The organism is Deinococcus pimensis DSM 21231 (assembly GCF_000519345.1).
Taxonomy (GTDB): domain Bacteria; phylum Deinococcota; class Deinococci; order Deinococcales; family Deinococcaceae; genus Deinococcus_A; species Deinococcus_A pimensis.
Genome location: NZ_KI912636.1, coordinates 91,635 through 112,670, shown reverse-complemented (window position 1 = coordinate 112,670; position 21,036 = coordinate 91,635). Strand labels below are relative to the sequence as shown.

Sequence of the window (21,036 nt, the reverse complement as noted above, 5' to 3'; positions counted from 1 at the left end):
TGCCCCGCGAGGTGCGCGAGGAGCTCCGCGAGGCGCCGCCCGCCCGCCTCGCGGTCCGCGAAGCCCGTCACCCCGGCCCCCTTCGTGAGGACGCCCATCCGGTGCGGGCGCCCGCACGGTAACGTGGAAGCGTGCAGACCGCATCCCGTCCCCACTTCAGGAGCGCCGCGTGAGGCGCCTTCCCTCCCTGACCGTCGCGCGGCTCAGCGTCGCCGCCGCCGTGATCGCCGCCGTGATCGCCGTGGCGCTCTACCGCGCCGACTACGTCATCGCCGCCGTGCTCGTGCTCGCGCTCGCCGTGTGGTTCGTGGTGGACGCCGTCCGCGCCTTCCGCTGGGCCCGTTCCGCCCCGCGCGAGGGCCGCGGAGGCTGAGCGCTCCCCAAGCGTCACCTGAGCGACGCTCGCGCCGCGCCACGTGTGGCAAGGTGAGCTCGTGAGACCCGACATTCCCGCGTGGCGCGTGTGGCTCGTCACGATCCTCGCCATCCTCTGGGGCGTCCTCGCGATCGACGCGTCGCGCCGGGCCCTGAGGTCCGGCGCGCAGAACGACTGGATGCTGTTCGGCCTGTGCGCGCTGCTGTTCATCTGGAACGTGTGGCAGCTCTGGACCTTCACCCGCCGTCCGCGAGGGTGAAGCCCGCCGCGATCACGACGGGCGCGCGGACGGCGGACGTGTCGTTCTCGCCCCGGTCGTTGTTGCCCAGGACGATGCCGAGCACGTAGAGCGCCACGGCGATCGCGAAGATCCAGCCGATCACGGCGCCCCAGTTCACGCCGCGCTGGACGGGACGCTGCTCGCCGGGCTGCTGGGTCTTGCTGCGCTGGGAATTCGGGTCTGACATCGCGCACCTCCTGCCTTCCTTCTAGCCGAGCCCCGCATGAGCTTGCACGCGATTCGCTCAGCGTGAGCGCAGCGGACCGTCATGAAGGACGTCTCCACGTCCTGCCTGGACAACCCGGCCGTGCCTGCGGGGGGCGTCCCTATCCTGACGCCCGGGCGGCCGTTCACCGCCCGGGAGGTCCCATGTACGAACCCCTGCGTCCACTCGCCCGTTCCCTCGTCGCTGCCGCGCTCGCCCTGCTGCTCGCCGGGTGCGGCACCCTCGGCGCCGAAGCGCCCGCGTCCACGGACGTGGCCGTCCTCGCGGGGGTCGAGAAGACCCGGCCCGGCACCGCCCGCGTGCGCGCGGCACTTCTCGCGTCCTCGCGCGGCCTGCTCTACCCCTCCGAGACGGACGCCCCGTGGACGTGGACGGACCTCGGGCCCGCAAGCGCCCTGCCGGACGCCGCCGCCGTCGCGGCCCGGCTGGGCTTCACGGGTCCGGGTGTCGAGGCCCACGCGCTCGACGCCGACGCCTGGTTCGCGCGGCTCGTCCGCAACGCCGACCCCGCCGATCCCGCGAGCGTGCGCGTCGCCCGGCGCCACGAGCAGCTGCGCCGCACCTTCCGCCGCTGGTACACGGACGTGCGCGTCTACCGCGTCCGTGACGCGCTCGCCTCGCCCGCCGAGTGGCACGTCGTCGTGCTCGGCGTGAACGAGGCGGGCGTCACGGGGTTGCGCACCCTCGCCGTGGAGACCTGAAGGAGGTTCAGTCCGGCAGGCTGGCCGTGTCGTCCCGATCGGTGACGGCGCCGCCCCCGCCGCGCCCGGCGCCCTCCGCGCCCGTCTCGTCGTTGCCGGGGGTGCCGGTGCTGCCCGCCCCGCCCGCGCTGGTCCTGCCGCTCTCCCGCTCGTGCCGCTGGCGTTCCGCGTACGCGTCCTGCATCGCCTCGGCCTCGTTGCTGCTGTCACGGTCGGTCATGTCGTTCCTCCCCTTCGTCGACGTGCCCTCACCCTGCGCTCCGTCCCTGAGGACGGCCCGACCCTCCTCCCAACAGGGCTTCATGCTGGGCCGCCTCATCAAAAGTGTTCGTTTTCCACATTGCTCTCTCCGCTTTCACCTATAATTCTCGATTGTGCCTGCAGAGAGGCACCAGCAGAATCTGCAACGAGGGAGGCGCCCACCTCGACGAAAAAGACGGGCGCACGAGCAGGATCACAGCCGCGGACCGGTGCGAGCCCGGACACCTGCACCACCGACAGGACGCCGCCCCCAGGGGCGGCGTCCTCGTCATGAACGCCCCCTGACCGGAGCCCGAAGCCGCCTGAAGGCCGCTTCCACGTCCCTCGCACACCCGGCGCACACACTGCGCGCATGGCCACGACCCACCTCGAAGCGTCCGCACGTGACGTCCTGACCCGTCACCTGCCCGAACTCCGCGACCGCCTGCTCGGCGACGCGCACGCCCGCGCCGACCTCGACGACTTCGACGTCACCGCCCTCCCCAAGGGCAACGGGACGCTCACCGTCACCATCCGGGCCCGCGAGGACGACCCCGCGCGGACGCACGCCGTCGCCACCTGTGACCTCGTGCCGACCAGCGAGGACGGACGCCTCACGTACCGCGACACCGCCCTGGAGTTCCTCACCGGCGGGATCTGAACCTTCCCGGACGTCCTCCGCGGGGTGTCGGGACCGCTCTTGACACCGGGCGCCGCCCTGCCGTATTTCAAAAGAAAGCGCCCCCGCGCTCCGCACCGACCAGGAGGAGGACCTGCCGTGATCCGTCACGTTCTCGCTGCCGTCGCGCCCGGCACCCAGGGTCACGTCGTCGCGCTCGAAGCGCACACGCTCGCCCGTCAGCTCGGCGCCCGCCTCACGCTGCTGCACGTGCTGCCCCCACCACCCGCCGCGCCGCTCACGCGCGCCCTCGGCGCGGACACCGCCCGCGCCGAACGCGAGGCGTGGCTCAGGGCCGACTGGTTCCTCGCGGAGCTCCGCCGTGACCTCCACGATCCTGCCGTCACGTACGACCTGCGGACCTCCCCGGACCCGGACGTCACCGCCGCCGTCGCGGACGCCTCACGCGAGCTCGGCGCGGACCTCGTCGTCGTCGGCTCCGACGCCCAGCCACGCCTGCGGCCCGGCTTCGGTCAGCGGCTCCTGCGCTGCACGCACCTGCCCGTGATGCTCGTCGGACCGGCCCTGCCCACCCGCGTGCCGCAGGACAGCACCCGCGCGCCCCTGCGGCACGCCGTGGGCCTGAGCGGCCTGACCGCCGAGGCCGTCGCGAGCGACTGACCGGGCAGACCGTCGGACGCCCGCACCTTCACCCGAGCTCCTCGGCGAGGCCGATGAGCAGCCCGCCGGGTCCACGGACGTAGCAGAGCCGATACGTGTTCCCGTACCGGACGACCTCGCCCACGAGCCGCGCGCCGTGCGCGCCGAGCCTTTCGAGCGTGCCGTCGAGGTCGTCCACGGCGAACATGACGCGCAGGTAGCCCAGCGCGTTCACCGGCGCGCCCCGATGGTCCGAGACGGGCGGCGGCGTGAGAAAGCGCGAGAGTTCGAGCCTGCCGTGCCCGTCCGGCGTGCGCATCATCGCGATCTCGACGCGCTGATCGCCCAGCCCGGTGACGCGTCCGGCCCATTCTCCCTCCACCGTGGCCCGCCCCTCGAGGTCGAGGCCGAGGTCGTGAAAGAACGCGATCGTCGCGTCGAGGTCGTCGACGACGATGCCCACGTTGTCCATCCGTCTGACCGCCATGCGCCCATCCTATGAGGTGACGTCGGCTCCGGTCGAGAAAGGAAGGAACCCCGTCCGGAGACGGGGTTCCTTGCTGGTGGGTCGTGTTGGGCTCGAACCAACGACCCGCTGATTAAAAGTCAGCTGCTCTACCAACTGAGCTAACGACCCAGCGCGTAGCAGTATAGGGAAGCGGGCCGCGTCCGTCAACGCGGCCCGCCCGGTCTTCAGGCCTTGGGGGGCATGCCGCCGGGGCCGAAGGGCATGCGCGGCATCTTGCCGCCCTTGCCGCCGCCCATGCCCATCTTCTGCAGGACCTTCATCATCTCCTTCATCTGCTCGTGCATCTTCAGGAGGCGGTTGATTTCCTGCACGGTGACGCCCGCGCCCCGCGCGATGCGCTTGCGACGCTGCCCGTCGATGATCTTGGGCGTCCGGCGCTCCTTGAGCGTCATGCTGCTGATCATCGCGTCGATCTTCTGGATCTGCTTCTCGTCGACGTTGAACTCGGGCGGCAGCGCGCGGCTCATGCCGGGAATCATCTTGAGCAGGTCCCCGAGCGGACCCATCTTGCGGATCTGACGCAGCTGGTTGAGGAGGTCCTCGAGGTCGAACTCGCCGGGCTTCTTCGGGAGGGTCGCCTCGATGTCGGCCTGCTGGGCGCGCTCGATGAGGCTGAGCACGTCGCCCATGCCGAGGATGCGGCCCGCCACGCGGTCCGGGTAGAAGGGTTCCAGCCCCACGAGCTTCTCGCTGACGCCCGCGAAGTAGATGGGTTTGCCCGTCACGAAGCGCGCCGAGAGGGAGGCGCCGCCGCGCGCGTCACCGTCCATCTTGGTGATCACGAGGCCCGAGAGGCCGATGCGCTCGTCGAAGGTCTTCGCGACGTTGAGGGCCTCCTGACCGGTCATGGCGTCCACGACGAGCATCGTCTCGGTGGGCTCCATGACGCCGCGCAGGTCGGCGAGCTGGTCCATGAGGGCCTCGTCGATCTGGAGGCGTCCGGCGGTGTCCACGATGACGAGGTCGCGGTAGTCCTTCTGGAGGAACTCCTTCACGCGCTCGCGGGTCGTCTCGGGCGGCTCGTTGTCCGCGACCTCCAGGACGGGCACGCCGACCTGCTGACCGAGGGTGCGCAGCTGCTCGCGCGCGGCGGGGCGTTGCGTGTCGGCCGCGACGAGCAGCACGCGGCGGCCCTTGCTCTTGTAGAGGTTGGCGAGCTTGCCCGCCGTGGTGGTCTTGCCCGCGCCCTGCAGACCCACGAGGAACCAGACGTTGCCGTCCGTCTTGAGGGTGGGCTGGTGCGCCTTGCCGCCGAGCGTTTCGATGAGCTCGTCGTGGACGACCTTCACGACCTGCTGGCCGGGCTGGAGGCTGCCGAGGACGTCCTGACCGACGGCCTTCTCGCTGACGCGCGCCACGAAGTCCTTCGCGACGCCGAAGTTCACGTCCGCTTCGAGGAGGGCCATGCGGATCTCGCGCATGGCGGCCTTCACCTGCGGCTCGGTGAGCTTGCTGCTCTTGCGGAGGTTGTCGAGGATGTCCTGGAGTCGGTTTCCGAGGGCTTCGAACATTACCAGGAGGGTAGCACGGCGCTCCCGCGCGCACCGCGAGAGGGGAACAATGAGCCCGTGAGCGCAGGGGACGGCCCTCTCACCACGAACCTTCACACAGCCTTTACTCTTTGCTTATGAACCGCGTCGCGTCCCGCCCCGCCCTCCTGGCCGTGGTCGTCGTCGTCCTGGCCATGGCCCTCCTCGCGCTCGGCCAGCACCGCCAGAACCGCGCCGACACGGGCGGCACCCTCGCCTTCCCGCTGCTGCGCGTCACGCCCGGCGGGACCGGCTCGGGCGTCATGCTGCCGCCCGCGAACTACTGAGCAGCCTTCAGCGGTCAGCCGTCAGTGTATGGACTGACGGCTGACCGCTCACGACTTGCTCTGGCGCCGTACGGACCGGGGCGGCCCGGTCCTCTCGCCTTGACCGTTCACGCGTCTCTACTTGCTCTGGCGCCGTACGGACCGGGGCGGCCCGGTCCTCTCGCCTTGACCGTTCACGCGTCTCTACTTGCTCTGGTACTCGTAGAACCCGCGTCCGCTCTTGCGGCCCAGCAGGCCCGCCTGCACCATCTTGCGCAGCAGGGGAGACGGGCGGTACTTGTCGTCGCCGAGGCCGCGGTGCAGCACCTCCATGATCGCGAGGCAGGTGTCGAGCCCGATGAAGTCCGCCAGGGTCAGCGGGCCCATGGGGTGATTCATGCCCATCTTCATGATCCCGTCGATCGCCTCGGGCGTCGCGACACCCTCCATCACGCACTGGATCGCCTCGTTGATCATGGGCATCAGCACGCGGTTCGACACGAAGCCCGGGAAGTCGTTGCACTCCAGCGGCGTCTTGCCCATCCGCCGCGCCGCCTCCAGCACCGTCCGCGCCGTCTCGTCGCTCGTGCTGTACCCGCGGATGACCTCCACGAGCTGCATCAGGGGCACCGGGTTCATGAAGTGCATCCCGATGAACTTCTCCGGCCTGCCGGAGGCCGCCCCCAGGCTCGTGATGGGAATGCTGCTCGTGTTGCTCGCGAGCACCCCGCCGGGCTGCACGATCTCCCCGAGGCGGCGGAAGAGGTCGCTCTTGACGCCCTCGTTCTCCACGATGGCCTCCACGACGAGGTCCCGGTCCGCGAAGTCCGCCAGGTCCGTCGTGAAGCGCACGCGGCCCATGACCTCCTCGGGCGTGCCCGTGAGGCGGCCCTTCTCGTGGAGCTTCGCGAGACTCCCGGAGATCGTGGCGCGCCCGCGCTCCACGAAACGCTGCTCCACGTCGTGCAGCACCACGTCGAACTCGGCCTGCGCCGCCACCTGCGCGATGCCCGCGCCCATCTGACCTGCTCCGATCACACCGAATCTCATGACGGCACGAGCTTACCGCGAAAGGACGAACGAGTGTTAGGTGGGAGGTCGGGGGCGAACGAGCAAACAAAGGCGGAGGCGGCGTAGAGCCACCTCCGACCGGTTCACGACGTTAGTAGTCGAATGAGCCTATGTTCCTGTTGTTGGTTTCGATGTTGTCAATGCCGCCCAATCCAGGAGGATTGCCTTGACACCGAGCCAGCGTTGGTCCGGATACCCATACTTTGACTTGGCGGCCATCCTTTAGAAAAAGGGCTTTGCGTCGGCCACACTTGCCTCCGGAAATGAACCCTTTGTAGGTGTTTGGGAGTGATTCGTGTTTTGCCCCAAGGTTCATCTCGGCATTCAACGTTGCTCCGAGGAGTGGTGGTGAGCTGAATGATCTCTTCACCACTTTGGCCAATGCACTTAGCGGGTGCATTAAAATTGCAAGACAAACTAACGCGGAAATTGATTTATTCATATCATGCAGAGTTGGTTGTTTTGATGCCCAGAGTTGACTGGACGCCCTTAGCTTATCCTGCTCAATTTGAAATGCAGTGGAAATCTAACCTGCCACGACGAAATACTGCTCCTCCAGCCCGTCAGTGAGCGTCGCGTCCCACTCGTCGCGCTCCGGGGACTCGTGCCACGCCCTGAACTCCTCAACGTACTCTTGGACCAGCCGTTCGGCCTCCTCGGTTCGTTCGTCCTCCTCGGTTCGTTCGTCCTCCACGAAAAAGACGGTACTCCACCCGTCTGAATGGAGGACCGCCGTTCGGGAAGTCGGCCTCAGCTCAGCCGCTTCACCATCAACGCGAGGCCGTTGCCGCCGCCCATGCACAGGGTCGCAACGCCCGTCTCCCGGTCCTGCTGCCGCAGGGCGTGCAGGAGCGTCACGAGGATGCGCGCGCCGCTCGCGCCGATGGGATGACCGAGCGCCACCGCGCCGCCGTTCACGTTCACCCGCGCGTCGTCGAGGCCGAGCTCGCCCATCACGGCGAGGCTCTGCACGCTGAAGGCCTCGTTGAGCTCCCACAGGTCCACGTCGCCCACGTTCATGCCGAGCTTCTTCATCAGCGCGCCCACGGCGGGCACGGGCGTCATCATGACCCACTCGGGGTCGAGGCCGCTCGACGCGCTCGCCACGATCTCCGCCATCGGCGTGAGGCCCAGCGCGCTCGCCCGCTCGTCGGACATGATCAGGAGGCTCGCGGCGCCGTCGTTGAGGCCGGGCGCGTTGCCCGCCGTGACGCTGCCGCCCTCGCGGAAGGCGGGCTTCAGTTTCCCGAGCGCCTCCAGGGTGCTGTCGCGGCGAGGGCCCTCGTCGTCCGTGACGGTGACGCTGCCCTTGCGGCCCGCGATCTCCACGGGGACGATCTCGTCCCGGAAGCGGCCCGCCTCCATGGCGGCGACGGCGCGCTGGTGACTGCGCAGCGCGTACGCGTCCTGCTCCTCGCGATTGATGCCGTACTTCTCGGCGACGCGTTCCCCGGTGAGGCCCATGCCCTCGTCGTTGATGGAGCACCACAGGCCGTCGTGCGTGTTGGCGTCCACGACCTGCGCGTTGCCCATGCGGTAGCCGCTTCTGGCCTGCGGGAGCAGGTAGGGACTGTTGCTCATGCTCTCCATGCCGCCCGCCATGACGACCTCGTGGTCGCCCGCGCGGACGGCCTGCGCGCCGAGGATGACGGCCTGCAGGCCCGAGCCGCACACGCGGTTGACGGTGAGCGCCCCGACGGAGGAGGGCAGACCGGCGCGCAGCGCGGCCTGACGGGCGGGGTTCTGGCCGCTTCCGGCCTGCACGACCTGACCCATCACGACGTCCTCCACGAGGGCGGCGTCCACGCCCGCGCGCTCCAGCGTGGCGCGCAGGGTGAGGGTGCCGAGCTCCGTGGCCCTGACGGGCGCGAGGCTTCCGAGGAACTTTCCGGTCGGCGTACGTGACGCCGCGACGATGACGGGCTTGGGCATGGCGCCAGGATAGCAGCTGGACTAACGCTCGTTTGGTGACGTGTGCAACCCCACGCCTCCCCGCCGCGTAGGGACAGGATGATGGTCACCCTCGTGTTCGTCGCCCTGTGGATCGTGGGGCTCGTCGGCACCTTCGTGCCGGTCGTGCCCGCCACCTTCGTCATCTTCGCCGGGGCGCTCCTCGCGGGCTACCTCGAAGGCTTCTCCGCCCTCTCGTGGCCGTGGCTCGTCGGGCTCGGCCTCGTCGCGGTCGCCGCGAGCCTCGTCGACAACCTCGCGGGCGGCTGGGGCGCCCGGAAGTTCGGCGGTTCGAAGGCCGCCATGTGGGGCGCGATCCTCGGTGGGCTCGCCGGGCTCTTCATCCCCTTCGGCCTGCTCGTCGGACCCTTCGCGGGCGCCCTCCTCGCGGAGGTCGTCTTCGTGCGCCGAGCCCTCCCCGACGCCGTGCGTTCCGCCTTCGGCACGCTGGTGGGCCTCCTGACGGGCATCGCCGCGAAGTTCGTCCTGCACGTCCTGATGGGCCTGCTGGTGCTGTGGCGGCTCGGGGTGGCGTCGTGAGCGCAGGGTACGTGCTGTACTCCCGCGACGGCTGCCACCTCTGCGAGGACGCCGAGCGCGTCCTCGGGGAGCTCGGCGTGCCCTACGAGCGCGTCGCCGTGGGCGGCGACGCGGAACTCGAACGCCTCTACGGCTGGGACGTGCCCGTCCTCACCCGGGGCGGGGAGGTGCTCCTCAAGGGCGTGTTCGGCCGCGCCCGCGTCACCGCGAAACTGGGTCTGGACGGCCCGCGTTGACCGCGCGTCCTTCATCGCGGCCTGATCGTGCCGGGTACACTGAGACGACATGGACCCCGTAGCTTTTCAGATCGGCTCGTTCACCGTCGCGTGGTACGGCCTGCTCATCACCGCCGGCATCCTCGTCGGCGCGTGGATCGCCACCCGCCTCGCCCGCCAGCGCGGCCTCGACGCCGACCTCCTGAGCGACATGATGTTCTGGGCGGTCGTGTGGGGCGTCGTCGGCGCCCGCATCGTGTTCGTCCTGACGTCCCCGCAGAACTTCCAGGGCGCGAGCCTGCTGGACTACATCAACATCCGTCAGGGCGGCATCAGCATCCACGGCGGCCTCGTCGCGGGCATCCTCGTGCTGGTGTACTACGCCCGGCGCTACAAGGTGAACTTCTACCGCTACGCCGAACTGATGGTCCCGGGCGTCGGCCTCGGCATCATCGGCGGACGCATCGGCAACATCATGAACGGCAGCGACACCGTCGGGCGCGTCACGGGCTGGCCCATCGGGTATCACTGGCCCGCCTCGGCGCGCGGCTTCCACGACGCGATGTGCAACCGCGCCGTGCCGCTCAACCTCGCGGAGTACTGCCAGAACGGCGTCATGACCGCGCCCGTCCACTTCACGCAGCTCTACGGCGTGTTCATCGGCATCGCCATCGTGATCGCGTCCGTCTTCTGGCTGCGTTCGCGCAAGCCCGGCTGGGCCTTCTGGCAGTTCTGGCTGTGGTACTCTCTGCTCCGCTCGATCGGTGAGGAGACGTTCCGTCTCAACCCCCTGACGTGGAAGGTGTACCTCTCCGAGGGCCCGAACGCGCCCGGCATCGGGCTGTTCACCGAGACGCAGCTCGCGTCCATCCCGCTCGTCCTCATCTCCATCTACTTCCTGATCCGGCTGCGCCGCGCGCCGGACGTTCAGTACACGCCGGAGCCCCAACGTGACCACCCCCGCAAGCAACGCGTCTGAAGCCGTTCCCGCCCGTCCCCTGGACGTCGTCGTCCTCGCCGCCGGACAGGGCACCCGCATGCGCTCCGCCCTTCCGAAGGTGCTGCACCCCGTCATGGGCCGCCCCATGGTGGGCTGGGCCGTGAAACGCGCCCGTGAGCTCGGCGCGCGCGACGTCGTCGTCGTCACCGGCCACGGCGCGGACCGGGTGGAGGCCACGCTCGCCGGGGAGGGCGTGCGCTTCGCCCGGCAGGACCGTCAGCTCGGCACCGGGCACGCGTTCCTCGTGGGCGCCCGCGTCCTGCGCGGCGACGGGGACGTGCTGGTGTTGTACGGCGACACGCCGCTCCTCACGCTCGGCACGCTGCGCGACATGCTCGCCGACCACCGCGCCAAGGGCTCGGCCTTCACGATCCTGACGGGCGAACTGCCCGACGCGACCGGCTACGGACGCATCCTGCGGGACGCGGACGGCGGCGTCGCCCGCATCGTCGAGGAGAAGGCCGCCTCGCCCGAGGAGCGGCGCGTCCGCGAGTTCAACTCCGGCGTGTACCTCATGGATCACCGCGCGCCCGCCCTCGCGGAGCGCATCACGGCCGACAACGCCGCGGGCGAGTACTACCTCACGGACCTCCTCGCGCTCTACCGCGAGGCGGGCGCGCGCGTGGACGCCTTCCGCCTCTCCGATCCCGACGAGGTGATGGGCGCCAACGACCGCGTGCAGCTCGCGCAGGCCGAGCGGATCATGCGGCTGCGCCTCAACGAGGCCTTCATGCGCGCGGGCGTCACGCTGCTCGATCCCGCCACCACCTCCATCGAGGACACCGTGGAGCTCGGGCAGGACACCCTCGTGGAGCCCGGCGCGATCCTGCGGGGCCGCACCCGCGTGGGGCGCGGCGCGCTCGTCGGGGCGTACAGCGTCGTCGTGGACAGCGAGATCGGCGAGGACGCCGAGGTCCGCCCGCACTCCGTGCTGGAGCAGGCCGTCGTGGGGCGCGGCAGCCACGTCGGGCCCTTCGCGCGGCTGCGTTCGGGCGCGGTCCTCGGGGAGGACGTGCACGTGGGCAACTTCGTGGAGGTCAAGAACTCCACGCTGGAGCGCGGCGTGAAGGCCGGGCACCTCGCGTACCTCGGGGACGCCCGCGTCGGCGAGGACAGCAACATCGGCGCGGGCACCATCACCGCGAACTACGACGGCGTGGACAAGCACCGCACCGACATCGGGCGGGGCGTGTTCGTCGGCTCGAACAGCACCCTCATCGCGCCGCGCCGCCTCGGGGACGCCGCGTACGTCGCGGCGGGCAGCACCGTCCACGAGGACGTGCCCGAGGGCGCGCTCGCGGTGGCGCGCGGCCGTCAGCGCAACGTGGAGGGCTGGTCCCTGCGCAACTGGCGCCGCGTCACGGACCGCCTGCGGGGCCGCAACGTCTTCCTGACCTCCTGGGTGGAGTCCCGGCAGGACGTCGCGAAGGAGTAGGCCCTGTTCACGGTTCCCCGGGGACAGTTGACCGCTGCCCCGGGGATTATCCTTTGGGGGTGCGCGGCGTGGCCTCCGCTTCCCGAAGGAACGGTGAACATCCACCTCGCAGGAGACGCCGTACAACACCACGGAGGACCACATGGGACCCATCGAAATTCTGCTGATCGTTCTGTTCGTCGTGCTGATCTTCGGCGCGCGCAAGCTTCCCGAGCTGGGCCGCGGCATCGGCCGCGGCGTCCGTGAGTTCAAGGACGGCGTCCGTGACGAGAACGCGGGCGCCCCGCGCGAGCGTCGCGACGAGCAGGGCTGAGGCAGGGCCGTGGCCAGGGCCAAGACCGCCGACACCGCGCCCCTCCTGGAGCACCTGGAGGAGCTGCGGACCCGCATCGTCATCTCGCTCGGGTACCTCGCGGTGGGCGCGGGCGTCGGCTGGACGTACCGGACGCAGCTGCTCGACCTGCTCAAGCGGCCCCTGACGGACACGCAGCTCTTCCAGAGCGGCAAGCTGCAGCTGGTGTCGCAGAACATCACCGACCAGCTGATGATGAGCTTCACGCTGGCGTTCTGGGCGGGCTTCGCGCTGGCCCTGCCGTTCATCCTGCATCAGGTGTGGCTGTTCGTCGCGCCGGGCCTCTATCCGCACGAGCGGCGCTGGGCGGCCCCGTTCGTGGTGGGGGCGGGCCTGTCGTTCGTGGTGGGCGCGACCTTCGGGTACCTCGTGCTGCTCCCGCCGATGTTCCAGTTCCTCGTGGACTTCCTCGGGGGGATCGTGGCGGGCTTCTACCCGATCGCGTCGTACGTGGCTCAGGTGGTGACGCTGCTCGTCGCGTTCGGGCTGATCTTCGAGCTGCCGGTGCTGTCGCTGGTCCTCACGAAGATCGGCGTGGTGAACCACGTGATGCTCGCGCGGGTCCGCAAGTTCGCCGTGATCGTCATCCTCGTGGTGGCGGCGGTCATCACGCCCACCACGGACCCCTTCAACCTGATGCTGGTGGCCGTGCCGATCTACCTGCTCTACGAGCTCGGGATCATCGTGTCGAGGTTCGCGGCGCCGCGCGAGCAGGACCGACTGGCGCACGAGTAGCACCTCTCATCGAAGGAGGCGACGGAAACGAAACCGTCGCCTCCGCTCGTTTTGCGCCGCTGGGCGTCCTGTTGGCTTGCGAATTCGGTTTTCACTTCTTGCGTACCTGTCTAAACGAATGTGCAACATGAGGTGCGATTTTTCCTAGACTGTGCCAATGAAGAGCATCGAGGAACTCCGCAGCGAGATCGACGTCATCAACCGCGACCTGCTGGTGCTGCTCAACCGCCGCGCCGCCCTCGCCGCCGAGATCGGCCACGTGAAGACGCAGGAGGGCAAGAGCGCCTCCCACTACGACCCCGTCCGCGAGGAGAAGCAGCTGCGCGAGCTCGAATCCCTCAACGCGGGGCCCTTCTCGAACGCCACCGTCAAGAAGATCTTCACCGAGATCTTCCGCGCCAGCCTCGACCTGGAGGAGAGCAACGACAAGAAGCAGCTGCTCGTGTCGCGCAAGGTGCAGCCCTCGGACACCGTCCTCGACCTCGGCGGCGTGCGCGTCGGCGGGGACGCCCCGCAGGTGCTCGTCGCGGGCCCGTGCTCCATCGAGTCGGAGGAGCAGATGGACGCCACCGCCCGCTTCCTCTCCGAGCGCGGCGTGAAGATCCTGCGCGGCGGCGCGTACAAGCCCCGCACCAGCCCCTACGGTTTCCAGGGCATGGGCGTGGACGGCCTCGTGCTCGGCAGCCGCGTCGCGCGCGAGTACGGCATGAAGTTCGTCACGGAGGTCATGGACACCCGTGACGTGGAGGTCGTCGCGGAGCACGCGGACATCCTGCAGGTGGGCGCGCGCAACATGCACAACTTCGCCCTGCTGCGCGAGGTGGGCCGCGCCCGCAAGCCCGTGCTGCTCAAGCGCGGCCTCGCCGCCACGATGGAGGAGTGGCTGTACGCCGCCGAGTACATCCTCAGCGAGGGCAACCCCGACGTCATCCTCTGCGAGCGCGGCATCCGCACCTACGAGAAGTGGACCCGCAACACCCTCGACCTCAGCGCCGTCGCCGTCGCGAAGCAGGAGACGCACCTCCCCGTCATCGTGGACGTCACGCACGCCGCCGGACGCCGCGACCTGCTCATCCCGCTCGCGCGCGCCGCGCTCGCCGTGGGCGCCGACGGCATTCACGTGGAGGTCCACCCCAACCCCGCCACGGCCCTCAGCGACAACGAGCAGCAGCTCGACTTCCGCGGCTTCGACGCCTTCAACGCCGCCATCGAGCCCCTGCTGCGCCGCCCCGAACGCGAGGTCGAGTCGGCCCGCTGAACGCGGCAGGCGAGGATCGTGGGGCCGGGCGACGTGTCGTCCGGCCCCCCTTCATTCCTGACGAAAAAAGTACGGTGCTGTGAGAACGGGGCGTGCACCATGAGGATATGCGTGAGAACCGATCCGGGCGCTTCTCAAGCGAGCTTCACCTCACCTTGGGGGAATCCCAATACTCTCGGCGCGTGATCTCCAAGCTTCTTCCCCTGCTCGTCGGCGGCGCGCTGCTCCTCGGCGCCTGCGGCCAGACGCCCGCCACCGACACCACGACGACCGCGCCCGCCCAGGAGCGCCTCAGCTTCGGCCCCGGCGTGGACGCCCTCGCCGCCTACCCCGTGTCCCTCACGGTGGGGCAGGCCAAGCAGCTCACGGTGTACGTCGGCGGCCGCGTCGCCACGTCCGCCGACGTCACGTGGACGAGCAGCAACACCGCCAACGCCACGGTCGACGCGAACGGCCTCGTGCGCGGCGTCTCCCCGGGCTCCGCGACCGTCCGCGTGGCCCTGCGCAGCAACCCCGCCTCCTTCCTCGACTACGCCGTGACCGTCACCGGCACCACGACCACCACGCCGACGCCCGCTCCCGCGCCCGCCCCGGCGCCCTCGACGGGCGCGAGCACCTTCGAGCAGCGCGTCCTGGAGCTCACCAACCAGGCCCGCGCCCAGGCCCGCACCTGCGGCACGCAGTCCTTCGCCGCCACCACGCCGCTCGCGTACAACGCGAACCTGCGCGCCGCCGCCTACAACCACAGCAGGGACATGGCGGTCCGGAACTTCTTCAGCCACACCAACCCCGACGGCCTCAGCCCCTTCCAGCGCATGACGAACGCGGGCTACACCGGCTGGACCACGGCGGGCGAGAACATCGCGGCGGGCCAGACCACGCCCGAGCAGGTCGTGGCGGGCTGGCTGCAGAGCCCCGGCCACTGCGCCAACATCATGAATCCGCGCTTCCGGGACCTCGGGGTGGGCTTCTATCAGGGTGGGAGCTACGGGTACTACTGGACGCAGGACTTCGGGGCTAAATAAGTTGTAGAGACGCGTCACCGCCCCAGGCAAAAGCGAGGGGCCGTCCCCGAGCGTACGCAGCCAAAACGCGGACGGCCACTCCCCAGCGTGTAGAGACGCGTCACCGCCCCAGGCAAAAGCGAGGGGCCGTCCCCGCTATGAGTGTAGAGACACGTCGACGCCCCAGGCAGAAGGACCGGACCGCTCCGGTCCGTACGAGGGCAGAGCGTACGACGCCAAACGCGGACGGCCACTCCCCAGCGTGTAGAGACACGTCGATGCCCCAGGCTTGAGCAGGCAGGCGGCCCGACCGGAATTCCGGTCGGGCCGCCTCGTCTCGTTCCCTACCCGCCGAGGTAGGCCTTGAGGACGCGTTCGTCGCTGACGAGCTCGGCGGACGCGCCGGAGAACGTCACCTGTCCCGCTTCGAGGACGTACGTGCGGTGGCTGCTGTTCATGGCGAGCTTCGCGTTCTGCTCGACGAGCAGGATCGTGACGCCCTGCTCGTTGAGTTCGCGGATGATGTTGAAGATCTCCAGCACGATGATGGGCGCGAGGCCCAGGCTGGGCTCGTCGAGCAGCAGCAGCTTGGGGCGGCTCATGAGGGCGCGGGCGATGGCGAGCATCTGCTGCTCCCCGCCGGAGAGCGTCCCGGCGAGCTGATGGCGGCGCTCACCGAGCCTCGGGAAGCGTTCGTACATGCGCCTGATGTCGTCCTGGACGCCCGCGCGGTCGCCGCGCACGTACGCGCCGAGTTCGAGGTTGTCCTCGACGCTCTGCCGCGCGAGCACCTGCCGTCCCTCGGGGCTCTGGGCGATGCCGAGCCGCACGACCTCGTCGGGCGCGGCGCGGGTGACGTCGCGGCCCGCGAAGCGCACGCTGCCCTCGCGGGGTCGCAGGAGGCGAGACACGGCGCGCAGGGTGGTGGTCTTGCCCGCGCCGTTCGCGCCGATGAGCGTGACGACCTCGCCCTCCTCGACGCGCAGGCTGAGGTCACGCACGGCCTGGATCGCGCCGTAGTTGACGCTGAGGTGGTCGATCTCCAGGAGCGCCGTCATTCGGCCCCCAGGTAGGCCTCGATGACCTTCGGGTCGCGCTGCACGCTGGCCGGGTCGCCCATGGCGATGAGCTGGCCGAAGTTCAGCACGGCGATGCGGTCGCAGAGGTTCATCACGAGCGGCACGTGGTGCTCGATGACCATCACGGTGAGGTCGAAGCGGGCGCGGACGTCGCGGATGAACTCGGTCAGGCCGTGCTTCTCGGCGCTGTTCATTCCGGCGGCGGGCTCGTCGAGGAGGAGCACCTTCGGGTCGAGCGCGAGGGCCCGCGCGATCTCCAGACGGCGCTGGTCGCCGTAGCTGAAGTTCCCGGCGTCCTCGCCCGCGCGGTTCGCGAGCCCGACGAGGTCGAGCAGGTCCCAGGCGCGGGCCTCCACCTGCCGTTCCTCCTCGCGCGCGCCGCCGAGGACGCCCGCGAGGAGCCCGGCGCGGGTGCGGGCGTGCTGAGCGATCTTGACGTTCTCGAGGGCGCTCAGGCCGCGGAAGAGGCGGATGTTCTGGAAGGTGCGGCCCAGGCCGAGCGTGGCGATGCGGTGCGGCGCGAGGCCGGTGACGTCGCGGCCTTCGAAGCGCAGTCGGCCCGAGGAGGGCGGCGTGAGGCCCGTCATGAGGTTGAACAGGGTGGTCTTGCCCGCGCCGTTCGGGCCGATCAGGCCGAAGATCTCGCCGGGCATGACGTCGAAGGACACGTCGCCGACCGCGACGAGGCCGCCGAAGCGCCGCGTGAGGCCCTCGGCGCGCAGCACGGGCTCGCGGGCGGGGGAGGGGGCGGGCGCGCTCACTTCGCCACCTCCTGCGTGGCGGGCCGCGCGAGGGGCGCGGCGCGGCGCCTGCGGAAGAGTCCCACGAGGCCCTGGGGGAGGTACAGGCTCGCGACGACCAGCACGAGCCCGTTGATGATGAGGCGCCAGTCCTGCAGGGGACGCAGCACCTCCGGCAGGGCCGCGAGGAGCGCGCCGCCCAGCACGGGCCCCCACATGTTGCGGCTCCCGCCGATCAGGACGTAGGCGAGGTACGCGATGGACGCGTCGAAGGTGCCCTGGCGGGCGTTCCAGGTGTTGAGGAAGGGCGCGCTCATCGCGCCGACGATCCCGGCGAGGACCGCGCCGATCACGAAGGCCATCACCTTGTAGCGGGTGGGGGGGACGCCCATCGCGTCCGCGGCGAGCTCGTCCTCACGCAGGGAGCGGAAGGCGCGGCCCACGCGGGAACGCTCCAGCCGCGCCGTGAAGAGCAGCACCAGCACGAGCAGGGGCCCGAAGATCCACACGTACTGCCAGCGGTCCACGAAGCCGAAGGGCTGCGGCACGCCGAACAGGCCGACCGCGCCGCCCGTGACGGACAGGTTGAGCGCCACGACGCGCAGGATCTCCACGAACGCGATCGTGGCGAGCGCGAGGTAGATGCCGCGCAGCCGCAGCGCGGGCACGCCGACGATCAGGCCGAGCGCGGCGCTCGCGACGCCCGCGACGAGCCACTCCAGCGGGAAGATCCAGCTTCCGAGCGACTCGCGCAGGGGCGCGAAGGCGGCGTTGGTGCCCATGATCGCGGCGATGTACCCGCCGAGCGCGTAGAAGCCGGGGCTCGCGAGGCTCAGCTGTCCCGCCATGAGGGGGAAGTACAGGCTGAGGCCCAGCAGGCCCTGCTGGATCATCGTGACGATGAGGAAGCCGTAGTTCTGGAGGAAGTCCATGAGGTCAGACCTTCTGCACGAGCGCGCGGCCCAGCAGACCCTGCGGGCGGACGAGGAGGATCACGAACAGCAGCGCGAACGCCACCGCTTCCTTGTAGGCGCTGTACTCGGCGGGCACGAAGGCCTCCGCGAGGCCGATGACGATGCCGCCCACGACCGCGCCGGGGATGCTGCCGAGCCCGCCGAGCACGATCACCGCGAGGCCCTTGAGGCCGTACGTCACGCCGAAGTAGGGTCCGGCGATGCCGAAGCTCGTCGCGACGAGCGTCCCGGCGAGCCCGCCGAGGAAGCCCGACAGGAAGAACGTGTAGAGGACGTAGCGGTCCACGCTGATGCCGAGGAGGCTGGACGTGCCCGGGTTCTCCGCGACGGCGCGCAGCGCCTTGCCGATCTTCGTGCGGCTGATGAGGTAGCCGAGGATGATCAGCATGATCATGCTCACGACGAAGATGATGATCTGCACGGTGCGGATCACGACGAGCTTCTCCCCGACGTGCAGGACCAGCGCGGGCTTGAGGTTGCCGTACACGTCCGCCGGGAAGGAGTAGATCTCCGCGCCGACGAGGTACTGGATGAGGTTGACCAGCACGAGCGCCACGCCGAGGCTCGACACGAGCGCCAGCAGGGGATCCGCGCCGCGCGACCGGAGGGGCCGGAACGCGAGGCGTTCGATGACGACGCCCACGAGACCCGCGAGGACCGACCCGATGAGGAGCGCGAGCACGAAGCCGGGCACGCTGCTCCCGAGCGGGGAGCCGTTCGGGAAGAGGTCGACGTTCTTCAGCAGGCCGTTGATGCCGAACTGACCCACCGCGAGGGTGTACGTGAAGTACGCGCCGAGCGTGAAGACCGCGCCGTGCGCGAAGTTGATGATGCCGAGGATGGAGAAGATGAGCGTGTAGCCCAGCGCGAAGATGGCGTACACGCTGCCGATGGACACGCCGTTGAGGACGTTCTGGATGAACTGCGTCAGTTCCAAGGAAGGGAGCTCCTTTCGGAGCTGTCCGCCGTCAGCGGTCAGCGGTCGGCAGGACAGGGTGAAGGGCTCGATGGGTGGGCGTACCAAGCAGGTCGGCGTTCAGCCGTCAGTCGTGACACTGACGGCTGATCGCTGACCACTGACCGCCTACTTCAGGAACACGAACGTGCCGTTCTTGGCGTCCTTCATCTTGATCTGCGCGACGTAGAAGTCCTTCTGGTTGACCTCGCCTTCCCTGTCGAAGCTGACGTCACCGAGGGGCGTCTTGTACTTGCCCGCGAGGATCTGCTTGTTGAGCTCCACGCGCAGGTCCGCGAGGTTCCACGTGTCGAGCTTCTTCTTCTTGTCGATCTTGCGCAGGGCCTCCACCATGACCTGCACGCCCGTGTAGGCCTGCGCGGCGAACTGCGGCGGGTCCTTCTTGTACTGGTTGCGGTACTCCTTCACGAACAGCTGGTTCACGCTGCCCGCGAGCGCCGGGCTGTACGCCTGCGCGATGAGGATGCCGTCGCAGTCCCGCCCGCAGACGGGGAAGAGGTTGCTGGTGTTCAGGCCGTTGCCGCCGATGATCAGGCCCTTGTAACCGAGCTGACGCAGCTGCTTGACGAGGTTGCCGCCGTCCGCCGCGAGGCCCGAGATGATCACGAGGTCCACGTCCGCCCCGAGGACCGCCGTGACCTGCGTGGTGAAGTCGGTGTCGGTCGTCTGGAACTTCTGGACGGTGCTGACCGAGAGGCCCTGCGCCTTGGCGGTCTCCTGGAAGGTGCCGGTCTCCGAGACGCTGAAGGCGTCGTTCTGCGCGTAGAGCACCGCGACCTTCTTGATCTTCGGGTCGAGCTTGAGCGCCTGCTTCACGGCGTTCGGCGCGACGACCGCGACGGGCGCGCTGACGCGGGCGATGAAGTCGCCGATCTGCGGGATGCCCTTGGCGGTGTTGCTGGGCCCCAGGACGGGCACCTTCGCGCGGTCCGCGATGGGGTCGGCGCTGAAGGCCTGCTGTGACAGGGTCGGCCCGACGATGCCGACGACGCGGTCCTTGTTGATGAGGTTCTGGAACGCGTTGATGGTTCCGGCCTCGTCACCGCCGGTGTCCTGGAAGACCAGCTTGAAGGGCGTGCCGTTGATGCCGCCCGTCGCGTTGAAGAACTTCTCGGCGAGACGCGCGCCGATCACCTGCTCCTGCCCGAGCAGCGCGACGTTGCTCGTCTGAGCGACGGCGACGCCGATCGTGATGGGGGCCTCGACCTTCTGCGCCACGGCGGCGGACATGAGGCCCAACGACAACGACACCAGCAAAGCTCGCTTCATGCGTTCCTCCCGGAGGCGCGAACCGCGACTCCTCGACGTACCGGATTGGGTATTTGGCTCAATATGGTCGCCGACCGAACGAAAGTCAAGCGAGAGCGCCACGGGTCCGCCTCGCGGCTCCCGTGACGCCCGGCCCTTCATGGTGTCTCAGGATACGCTCAGGCGCCCCGGCGGGCCTCACGCTGCCGCTTCACGAACGCCTCGAAGTCCTCCAGGGAGAGGCAGTTCACCACGTGCGCGGGCGTGAGGCCCGCCTTGCGCGCCACCAGCACGCCGAAGCGCGTGTCGCGCAGACCCGCGAGGACGTGCGCGTCCGTATCGATGGCGAACCGCAGTCGGTCGCGCCAGCGCAGCGCGACACGCCAGTCGAGGTCGAGTCGGTACGCGTTCGCGTTGATCTCCACGACGGTGCCCGCGCCGCTCGCCGCTTCCAGCACCGCGTCGAGGTCGAGGGCGTAGGGCGGGCGGCGCAGCATCAGACGGCCCGTGGGGTGCCCCAGGATCGTGATCAGAGGATGCGTGACGGCCCGCACGAGCCGTTCGGTCTGACGGGCCGCGTCGAGGTTGAAGTGGCTGTGGACGCTCGCGACGACGTAGTCGAGCTCCGCGAGGACGTCGTCGGGGTAGTCGAGCGCGCCGTCCTCCAGGATGTCCACCTCGGCGCCCGCGAGGACCGGCAGGCCCGCCGCGCGCAGCTCGCGCACCTCCCGCACGTGCGCGAGGAGCCGCTCGACGCTCATGCCGTTCGCGTACGCCGCGAGCCGCGAGTGGTCGCCCGTCCCGAGGTAGGCGTGCCCGAGCCGCAGGGCCTCCTCGGTCATCTCGCGGACGGTGGCGGTGCCGTCGGACCACAGGGAGTGCACGTGCAGCATCCCCCGGATGTCGCCCACGGTCACGAGCTCGTCTTCTGGCGGGAGGTCCTCGGTGCCGCGCGCGAGGTGCTCCGCCTCGCGGTAGGGGGCGGGCACGAGCGGCAGGCCGAGCGCCGCCGCCACGTCCGCCTCGGTCGGGG

General features: G+C 69.7%; 27 protein-coding genes and 1 tRNA gene. 14 read left to right on the top strand and 14 right to left on the bottom strand.

The genetic code is table 11. The features are described from left to right. Positions 1-169: 169 nt before the first annotated feature. Complete coding sequence (locus DEIPI_RS0108460; protein ID WP_027481495.1) at positions 170-373, top strand: hypothetical protein; 204 nt, start codon at positions 170-172, stop codon at positions 371-373. A 61-nt stretch (positions 374-434) separates the two neighbouring features. Further along, on the top strand, positions 435-635 hold the full coding sequence (locus DEIPI_RS0108455; protein ID WP_045233923.1) for a hypothetical protein: 201 nt from the start codon (positions 435-437) through the stop codon (positions 633-635). Here DEIPI_RS0108455 and DEIPI_RS0108450 read toward each other — a convergent pair. Then, the gene (locus tag DEIPI_RS0108450; RefSeq protein WP_027481493.1) at positions 613-843 is read right to left on the bottom strand and encodes a hypothetical protein; all 231 of its coding nucleotides are present in this window, start codon (positions 841-843) and stop codon (positions 613-615) included. The genes DEIPI_RS0108455 and DEIPI_RS0108450 overlap by 23 nt on opposite strands. A 182-nt stretch (positions 844-1,025) precedes the next feature. Between DEIPI_RS0108450 and DEIPI_RS0108445 the strand changes: the two genes are divergently transcribed. Next, complete coding sequence (locus tag DEIPI_RS0108445; protein ID WP_027481492.1) at positions 1,026-1,583, top strand: nuclease A inhibitor family protein; 558 nt, start codon at positions 1,026-1,028, stop codon at positions 1,581-1,583. A 7-nt stretch (positions 1,584-1,590) separates the two neighbouring features. On the opposite strand, the gene DEIPI_RS29660 is transcribed toward DEIPI_RS0108445, so the two are convergent. Beyond that, positions 1,591-1,803 carry a hypothetical protein gene (locus tag DEIPI_RS29660; RefSeq protein WP_157463553.1) on the bottom strand — a complete coding sequence of 71 codons (213 nt, stop codon included), beginning with the start codon at positions 1,801-1,803 and terminating at the stop codon, positions 1,591-1,593. A 393-nt stretch (positions 1,804-2,196) separates the two neighbouring features. Between DEIPI_RS29660 and DEIPI_RS0108435 the strand changes: the two genes are divergently transcribed. After that, positions 2,197-2,484: a hypothetical protein gene (locus DEIPI_RS0108435; protein ID WP_027481491.1), complete on the top strand. Its 288-nt coding sequence runs from the start codon at positions 2,197-2,199 to the stop codon at positions 2,482-2,484. 117 nt (positions 2,485-2,601) lie between these two features. Then, positions 2,602-3,123 carry a universal stress protein gene (locus tag DEIPI_RS0108430; RefSeq protein ID WP_027481490.1) on the top strand — a complete coding sequence of 174 codons (522 nt, stop codon included), beginning with the start codon at positions 2,602-2,604 and terminating at the stop codon, positions 3,121-3,123. 28 nt (positions 3,124-3,151) lie between these two features. Here the strand turns inward: DEIPI_RS0108430 and DEIPI_RS0108425 are convergent, their stop codons facing one another. From DEIPI_RS0108425 to ffh, 3 genes are all read right to left on the bottom strand, one after another. Beyond that, a complete protein-coding gene (locus tag DEIPI_RS0108425; protein ID WP_027481489.1) occupies positions 3,152-3,589 on the bottom strand; it encodes a VOC family protein in 438 nt (145 codons plus the stop codon). Between the two features lie 74 nt (positions 3,590-3,663). Then, positions 3,664-3,739, bottom strand: a tRNA-Lys gene (locus tag DEIPI_RS0108420). Positions 3,740-3,795: 56 nt separating this feature from the next. Beyond that, positions 3,796-5,142, bottom strand: a complete 1,347-nt coding sequence (ffh, locus tag DEIPI_RS0108415) for a signal recognition particle protein (protein ID WP_027481488.1) — start codon at positions 5,140-5,142, stop codon at positions 3,796-3,798. Positions 5,143-5,258: 116 nt separating this feature from the next. Between ffh and DEIPI_RS0108410 the strand changes: the two genes are divergently transcribed. Then, positions 5,259-5,447 (top strand): hypothetical protein, encoded by a 189-nt coding sequence (locus DEIPI_RS0108410; RefSeq protein ID WP_027481487.1) that lies wholly within the window; start codon positions 5,259-5,261, stop codon positions 5,445-5,447. Positions 5,448-5,630: 183 nt separating this feature from the next. Here DEIPI_RS0108410 and DEIPI_RS0108405 read toward each other — a convergent pair whose 3' ends face one another. The 3 genes from DEIPI_RS0108405 to DEIPI_RS0108395 form a co-directional block, all read right to left on the bottom strand. Then, positions 5,631-6,476, bottom strand: a complete 846-nt coding sequence (locus DEIPI_RS0108405; RefSeq protein WP_027481486.1) for a 3-hydroxyacyl-CoA dehydrogenase family protein — start codon at positions 6,474-6,476, stop codon at positions 5,631-5,633. Between the two features lie 547 nt (positions 6,477-7,023). After that, a complete protein-coding gene (locus DEIPI_RS37570) occupies positions 7,024-7,191 on the bottom strand; it encodes a hypothetical protein (protein ID WP_157463552.1) in 168 nt (55 codons plus the stop codon). A 56-nt stretch (positions 7,192-7,247) separates the two neighbouring features. Continuing rightward, positions 7,248-8,429, bottom strand: coding sequence for a thiolase family protein (locus DEIPI_RS0108395; protein WP_027481485.1), 1,182 nt, complete (start codon positions 8,427-8,429; stop codon positions 7,248-7,250). A gap of 78 nt (positions 8,430-8,507) precedes the next feature. On the opposite strand from DEIPI_RS0108395, the gene DEIPI_RS0108390 reads away from it, so the two are divergent. The 8 genes from DEIPI_RS0108390 to DEIPI_RS37565 all read left to right on the top strand — a co-directional run bounded on the left by DEIPI_RS0108390 (position 8,508) and on the right by DEIPI_RS37565 (position 15,007). Continuing rightward, positions 8,508-8,987 carry a DUF456 domain-containing protein gene (locus tag DEIPI_RS0108390; protein ID WP_342667504.1) on the top strand — a complete coding sequence of 160 codons (480 nt, stop codon included), beginning with the start codon at positions 8,508-8,510 and terminating at the stop codon, positions 8,985-8,987. Beyond that, on the top strand, positions 8,984-9,223 hold the full coding sequence (locus tag DEIPI_RS0108385) for a glutaredoxin family protein (RefSeq protein WP_027481483.1): 240 nt from the start codon (positions 8,984-8,986) through the stop codon (positions 9,221-9,223). Before DEIPI_RS0108390 ends, DEIPI_RS0108385 begins: the two co-directional genes overlap by 4 nt. A gap of 49 nt (positions 9,224-9,272) precedes the next feature. Then, positions 9,273-10,181 (top strand): prolipoprotein diacylglyceryl transferase, encoded by a 909-nt coding sequence (lgt, locus tag DEIPI_RS0108380; RefSeq protein ID WP_027481482.1) that lies wholly within the window; start codon positions 9,273-9,275, stop codon positions 10,179-10,181. A 58-nt stretch (positions 10,182-10,239) separates the two neighbouring features. Next, positions 10,240-11,637, top strand: coding sequence for a bifunctional UDP-N-acetylglucosamine diphosphorylase/glucosamine-1-phosphate N-acetyltransferase GlmU (gene glmU / locus DEIPI_RS0108375; RefSeq protein ID WP_045233943.1), 1,398 nt, complete (start codon positions 10,240-10,242; stop codon positions 11,635-11,637). 142 nt (positions 11,638-11,779) lie between these two features. Beyond that, positions 11,780-11,950, top strand: a complete 171-nt coding sequence (gene tatA, locus DEIPI_RS0108370) for a twin-arginine translocase TatA/TatE family subunit (RefSeq protein WP_027481480.1) — start codon at positions 11,780-11,782, stop codon at positions 11,948-11,950. Between the two features lie 9 nt (positions 11,951-11,959). After that, positions 11,960-12,724 carry a twin-arginine translocase subunit TatC gene (gene tatC, locus DEIPI_RS0108365; protein WP_027481479.1) on the top strand — a complete coding sequence of 255 codons (765 nt, stop codon included), beginning with the start codon at positions 11,960-11,962 and terminating at the stop codon, positions 12,722-12,724. Between the two features lie 157 nt (positions 12,725-12,881). Continuing rightward, positions 12,882-13,982: a bifunctional 3-deoxy-7-phosphoheptulonate synthase/chorismate mutase gene (locus DEIPI_RS0108360; protein ID WP_027481478.1), complete on the top strand. Its 1,101-nt coding sequence runs from the start codon at positions 12,882-12,884 to the stop codon at positions 13,980-13,982. A 182-nt stretch (positions 13,983-14,164) separates the two neighbouring features. Next, a complete protein-coding gene (locus DEIPI_RS37565; protein ID WP_211238267.1) occupies positions 14,165-15,007 on the top strand; it encodes a CAP domain-containing protein in 843 nt (280 codons plus the stop codon). A 323-nt stretch (positions 15,008-15,330) separates the two neighbouring features. On the opposite strand, the gene DEIPI_RS0108350 is transcribed toward DEIPI_RS37565, so the two are convergent. The 6 genes from DEIPI_RS0108350 to DEIPI_RS41290 all read right to left on the bottom strand — a co-directional run. Then, a complete protein-coding gene (locus DEIPI_RS0108350; protein WP_027481476.1) occupies positions 15,331-16,044 on the bottom strand; it encodes an ABC transporter ATP-binding protein in 714 nt (237 codons plus the stop codon). Continuing rightward, positions 16,041-16,826: an ABC transporter ATP-binding protein gene (locus DEIPI_RS0108345; protein ID WP_027481475.1), complete on the bottom strand. Its 786-nt coding sequence runs from the start codon at positions 16,824-16,826 to the stop codon at positions 16,041-16,043. The genes DEIPI_RS0108350 and DEIPI_RS0108345 overlap by 4 nt, the downstream gene beginning before the upstream one ends. Further along, positions 16,823-17,737 (bottom strand): branched-chain amino acid ABC transporter permease, encoded by a 915-nt coding sequence (locus tag DEIPI_RS0108340; RefSeq protein WP_027481474.1) that lies wholly within the window; start codon positions 17,735-17,737, stop codon positions 16,823-16,825. Before DEIPI_RS0108340 ends, DEIPI_RS0108345 begins: the two co-directional genes overlap by 4 nt. A gap of 4 nt (positions 17,738-17,741) precedes the next feature. Continuing rightward, positions 17,742-18,716: a branched-chain amino acid ABC transporter permease gene (locus DEIPI_RS0108335; RefSeq protein WP_027481473.1), complete on the bottom strand. Its 975-nt coding sequence runs from the start codon at positions 18,714-18,716 to the stop codon at positions 17,742-17,744. 147 nt (positions 18,717-18,863) lie between these two features. After that, the gene (locus tag DEIPI_RS0108330) at positions 18,864-20,024 is read right to left on the bottom strand and encodes an ABC transporter substrate-binding protein (protein ID WP_027481472.1); all 1,161 of its coding nucleotides are present in this window, start codon (positions 20,022-20,024) and stop codon (positions 18,864-18,866) included. Between the two features lie 158 nt (positions 20,025-20,182). Then, a partial coding sequence (locus DEIPI_RS41290; protein ID WP_045233920.1) for a PHP domain-containing protein occupies positions 20,183-21,036 on the bottom strand: 854 nt, incomplete at its 5' end.

Bases quoted from the DNA above. Each gene is read 5' to 3' on its own strand.
- glmU (WP_045233943.1), top strand. From the start codon at position 10,240: ATGCGCTCCGCCCTTCCGAAGGTGCTGCACCCCGTCATGGGCCGCCCC.
- DEIPI_RS0108350 (WP_027481476.1), bottom strand. From the start codon at position 16,044: ATGACGGCGCTCCTGGAGATCGACCACCTCAGCGTCAACTACGGCGCG.
- DEIPI_RS0108340 (WP_027481474.1), bottom strand. From the start codon at position 17,737: ATGGACTTCCTCCAGAACTACGGCTTCCTCATCGTCACGATGATCCAG.
- tatA (WP_027481480.1), top strand. From the start codon at position 11,780: ATGGGACCCATCGAAATTCTGCTGATCGTTCTGTTCGTCGTGCTGATC.
- DEIPI_RS0108405 (WP_027481486.1), bottom strand. From the start codon at position 6,476: ATGAGATTCGGTGTGATCGGAGCAGGTCAGATGGGCGCGGGCATCGCG.
- DEIPI_RS0108395 (WP_027481485.1), bottom strand. From the start codon at position 8,429: ATGCCCAAGCCCGTCATCGTCGCGGCGTCACGTACGCCGACCGGAAAG.
- DEIPI_RS0108445 (WP_027481492.1), top strand. From the start codon at position 1,026: ATGTACGAACCCCTGCGTCCACTCGCCCGTTCCCTCGTCGCTGCCGCG.
- DEIPI_RS0108360 (WP_027481478.1), top strand. From the start codon at position 12,882: ATGAAGAGCATCGAGGAACTCCGCAGCGAGATCGACGTCATCAACCGC.
- DEIPI_RS0108435 (WP_027481491.1), top strand. From the start codon at position 2,197: ATGGCCACGACCCACCTCGAAGCGTCCGCACGTGACGTCCTGACCCGT.
- DEIPI_RS0108425 (WP_027481489.1), bottom strand. From the start codon at position 3,589: ATGGCGGTCAGACGGATGGACAACGTGGGCATCGTCGTCGACGACCTC.
- DEIPI_RS0108450 (WP_027481493.1), bottom strand. From the start codon at position 843: ATGTCAGACCCGAATTCCCAGCGCAGCAAGACCCAGCAGCCCGGCGAG.
- DEIPI_RS29660 (WP_157463553.1), bottom strand. From the start codon at position 1,803: ATGACCGACCGTGACAGCAGCAACGAGGCCGAGGCGATGCAGGACGCG.
- DEIPI_RS0108410 (WP_027481487.1), top strand. From the start codon at position 5,259: ATGAACCGCGTCGCGTCCCGCCCCGCCCTCCTGGCCGTGGTCGTCGTC.
- DEIPI_RS0108390 (WP_342667504.1), top strand. From the start codon at position 8,508: ATGATGGTCACCCTCGTGTTCGTCGCCCTGTGGATCGTGGGGCTCGTC.
- DEIPI_RS0108330 (WP_027481472.1), bottom strand. From the start codon at position 20,024: ATGAAGCGAGCTTTGCTGGTGTCGTTGTCGTTGGGCCTCATGTCCGCC.
- ffh (WP_027481488.1), bottom strand. From the start codon at position 5,142: ATGTTCGAAGCCCTCGGAAACCGACTCCAGGACATCCTCGACAACCTC.
- lgt (WP_027481482.1), top strand. From the start codon at position 9,273: ATGGACCCCGTAGCTTTTCAGATCGGCTCGTTCACCGTCGCGTGGTAC.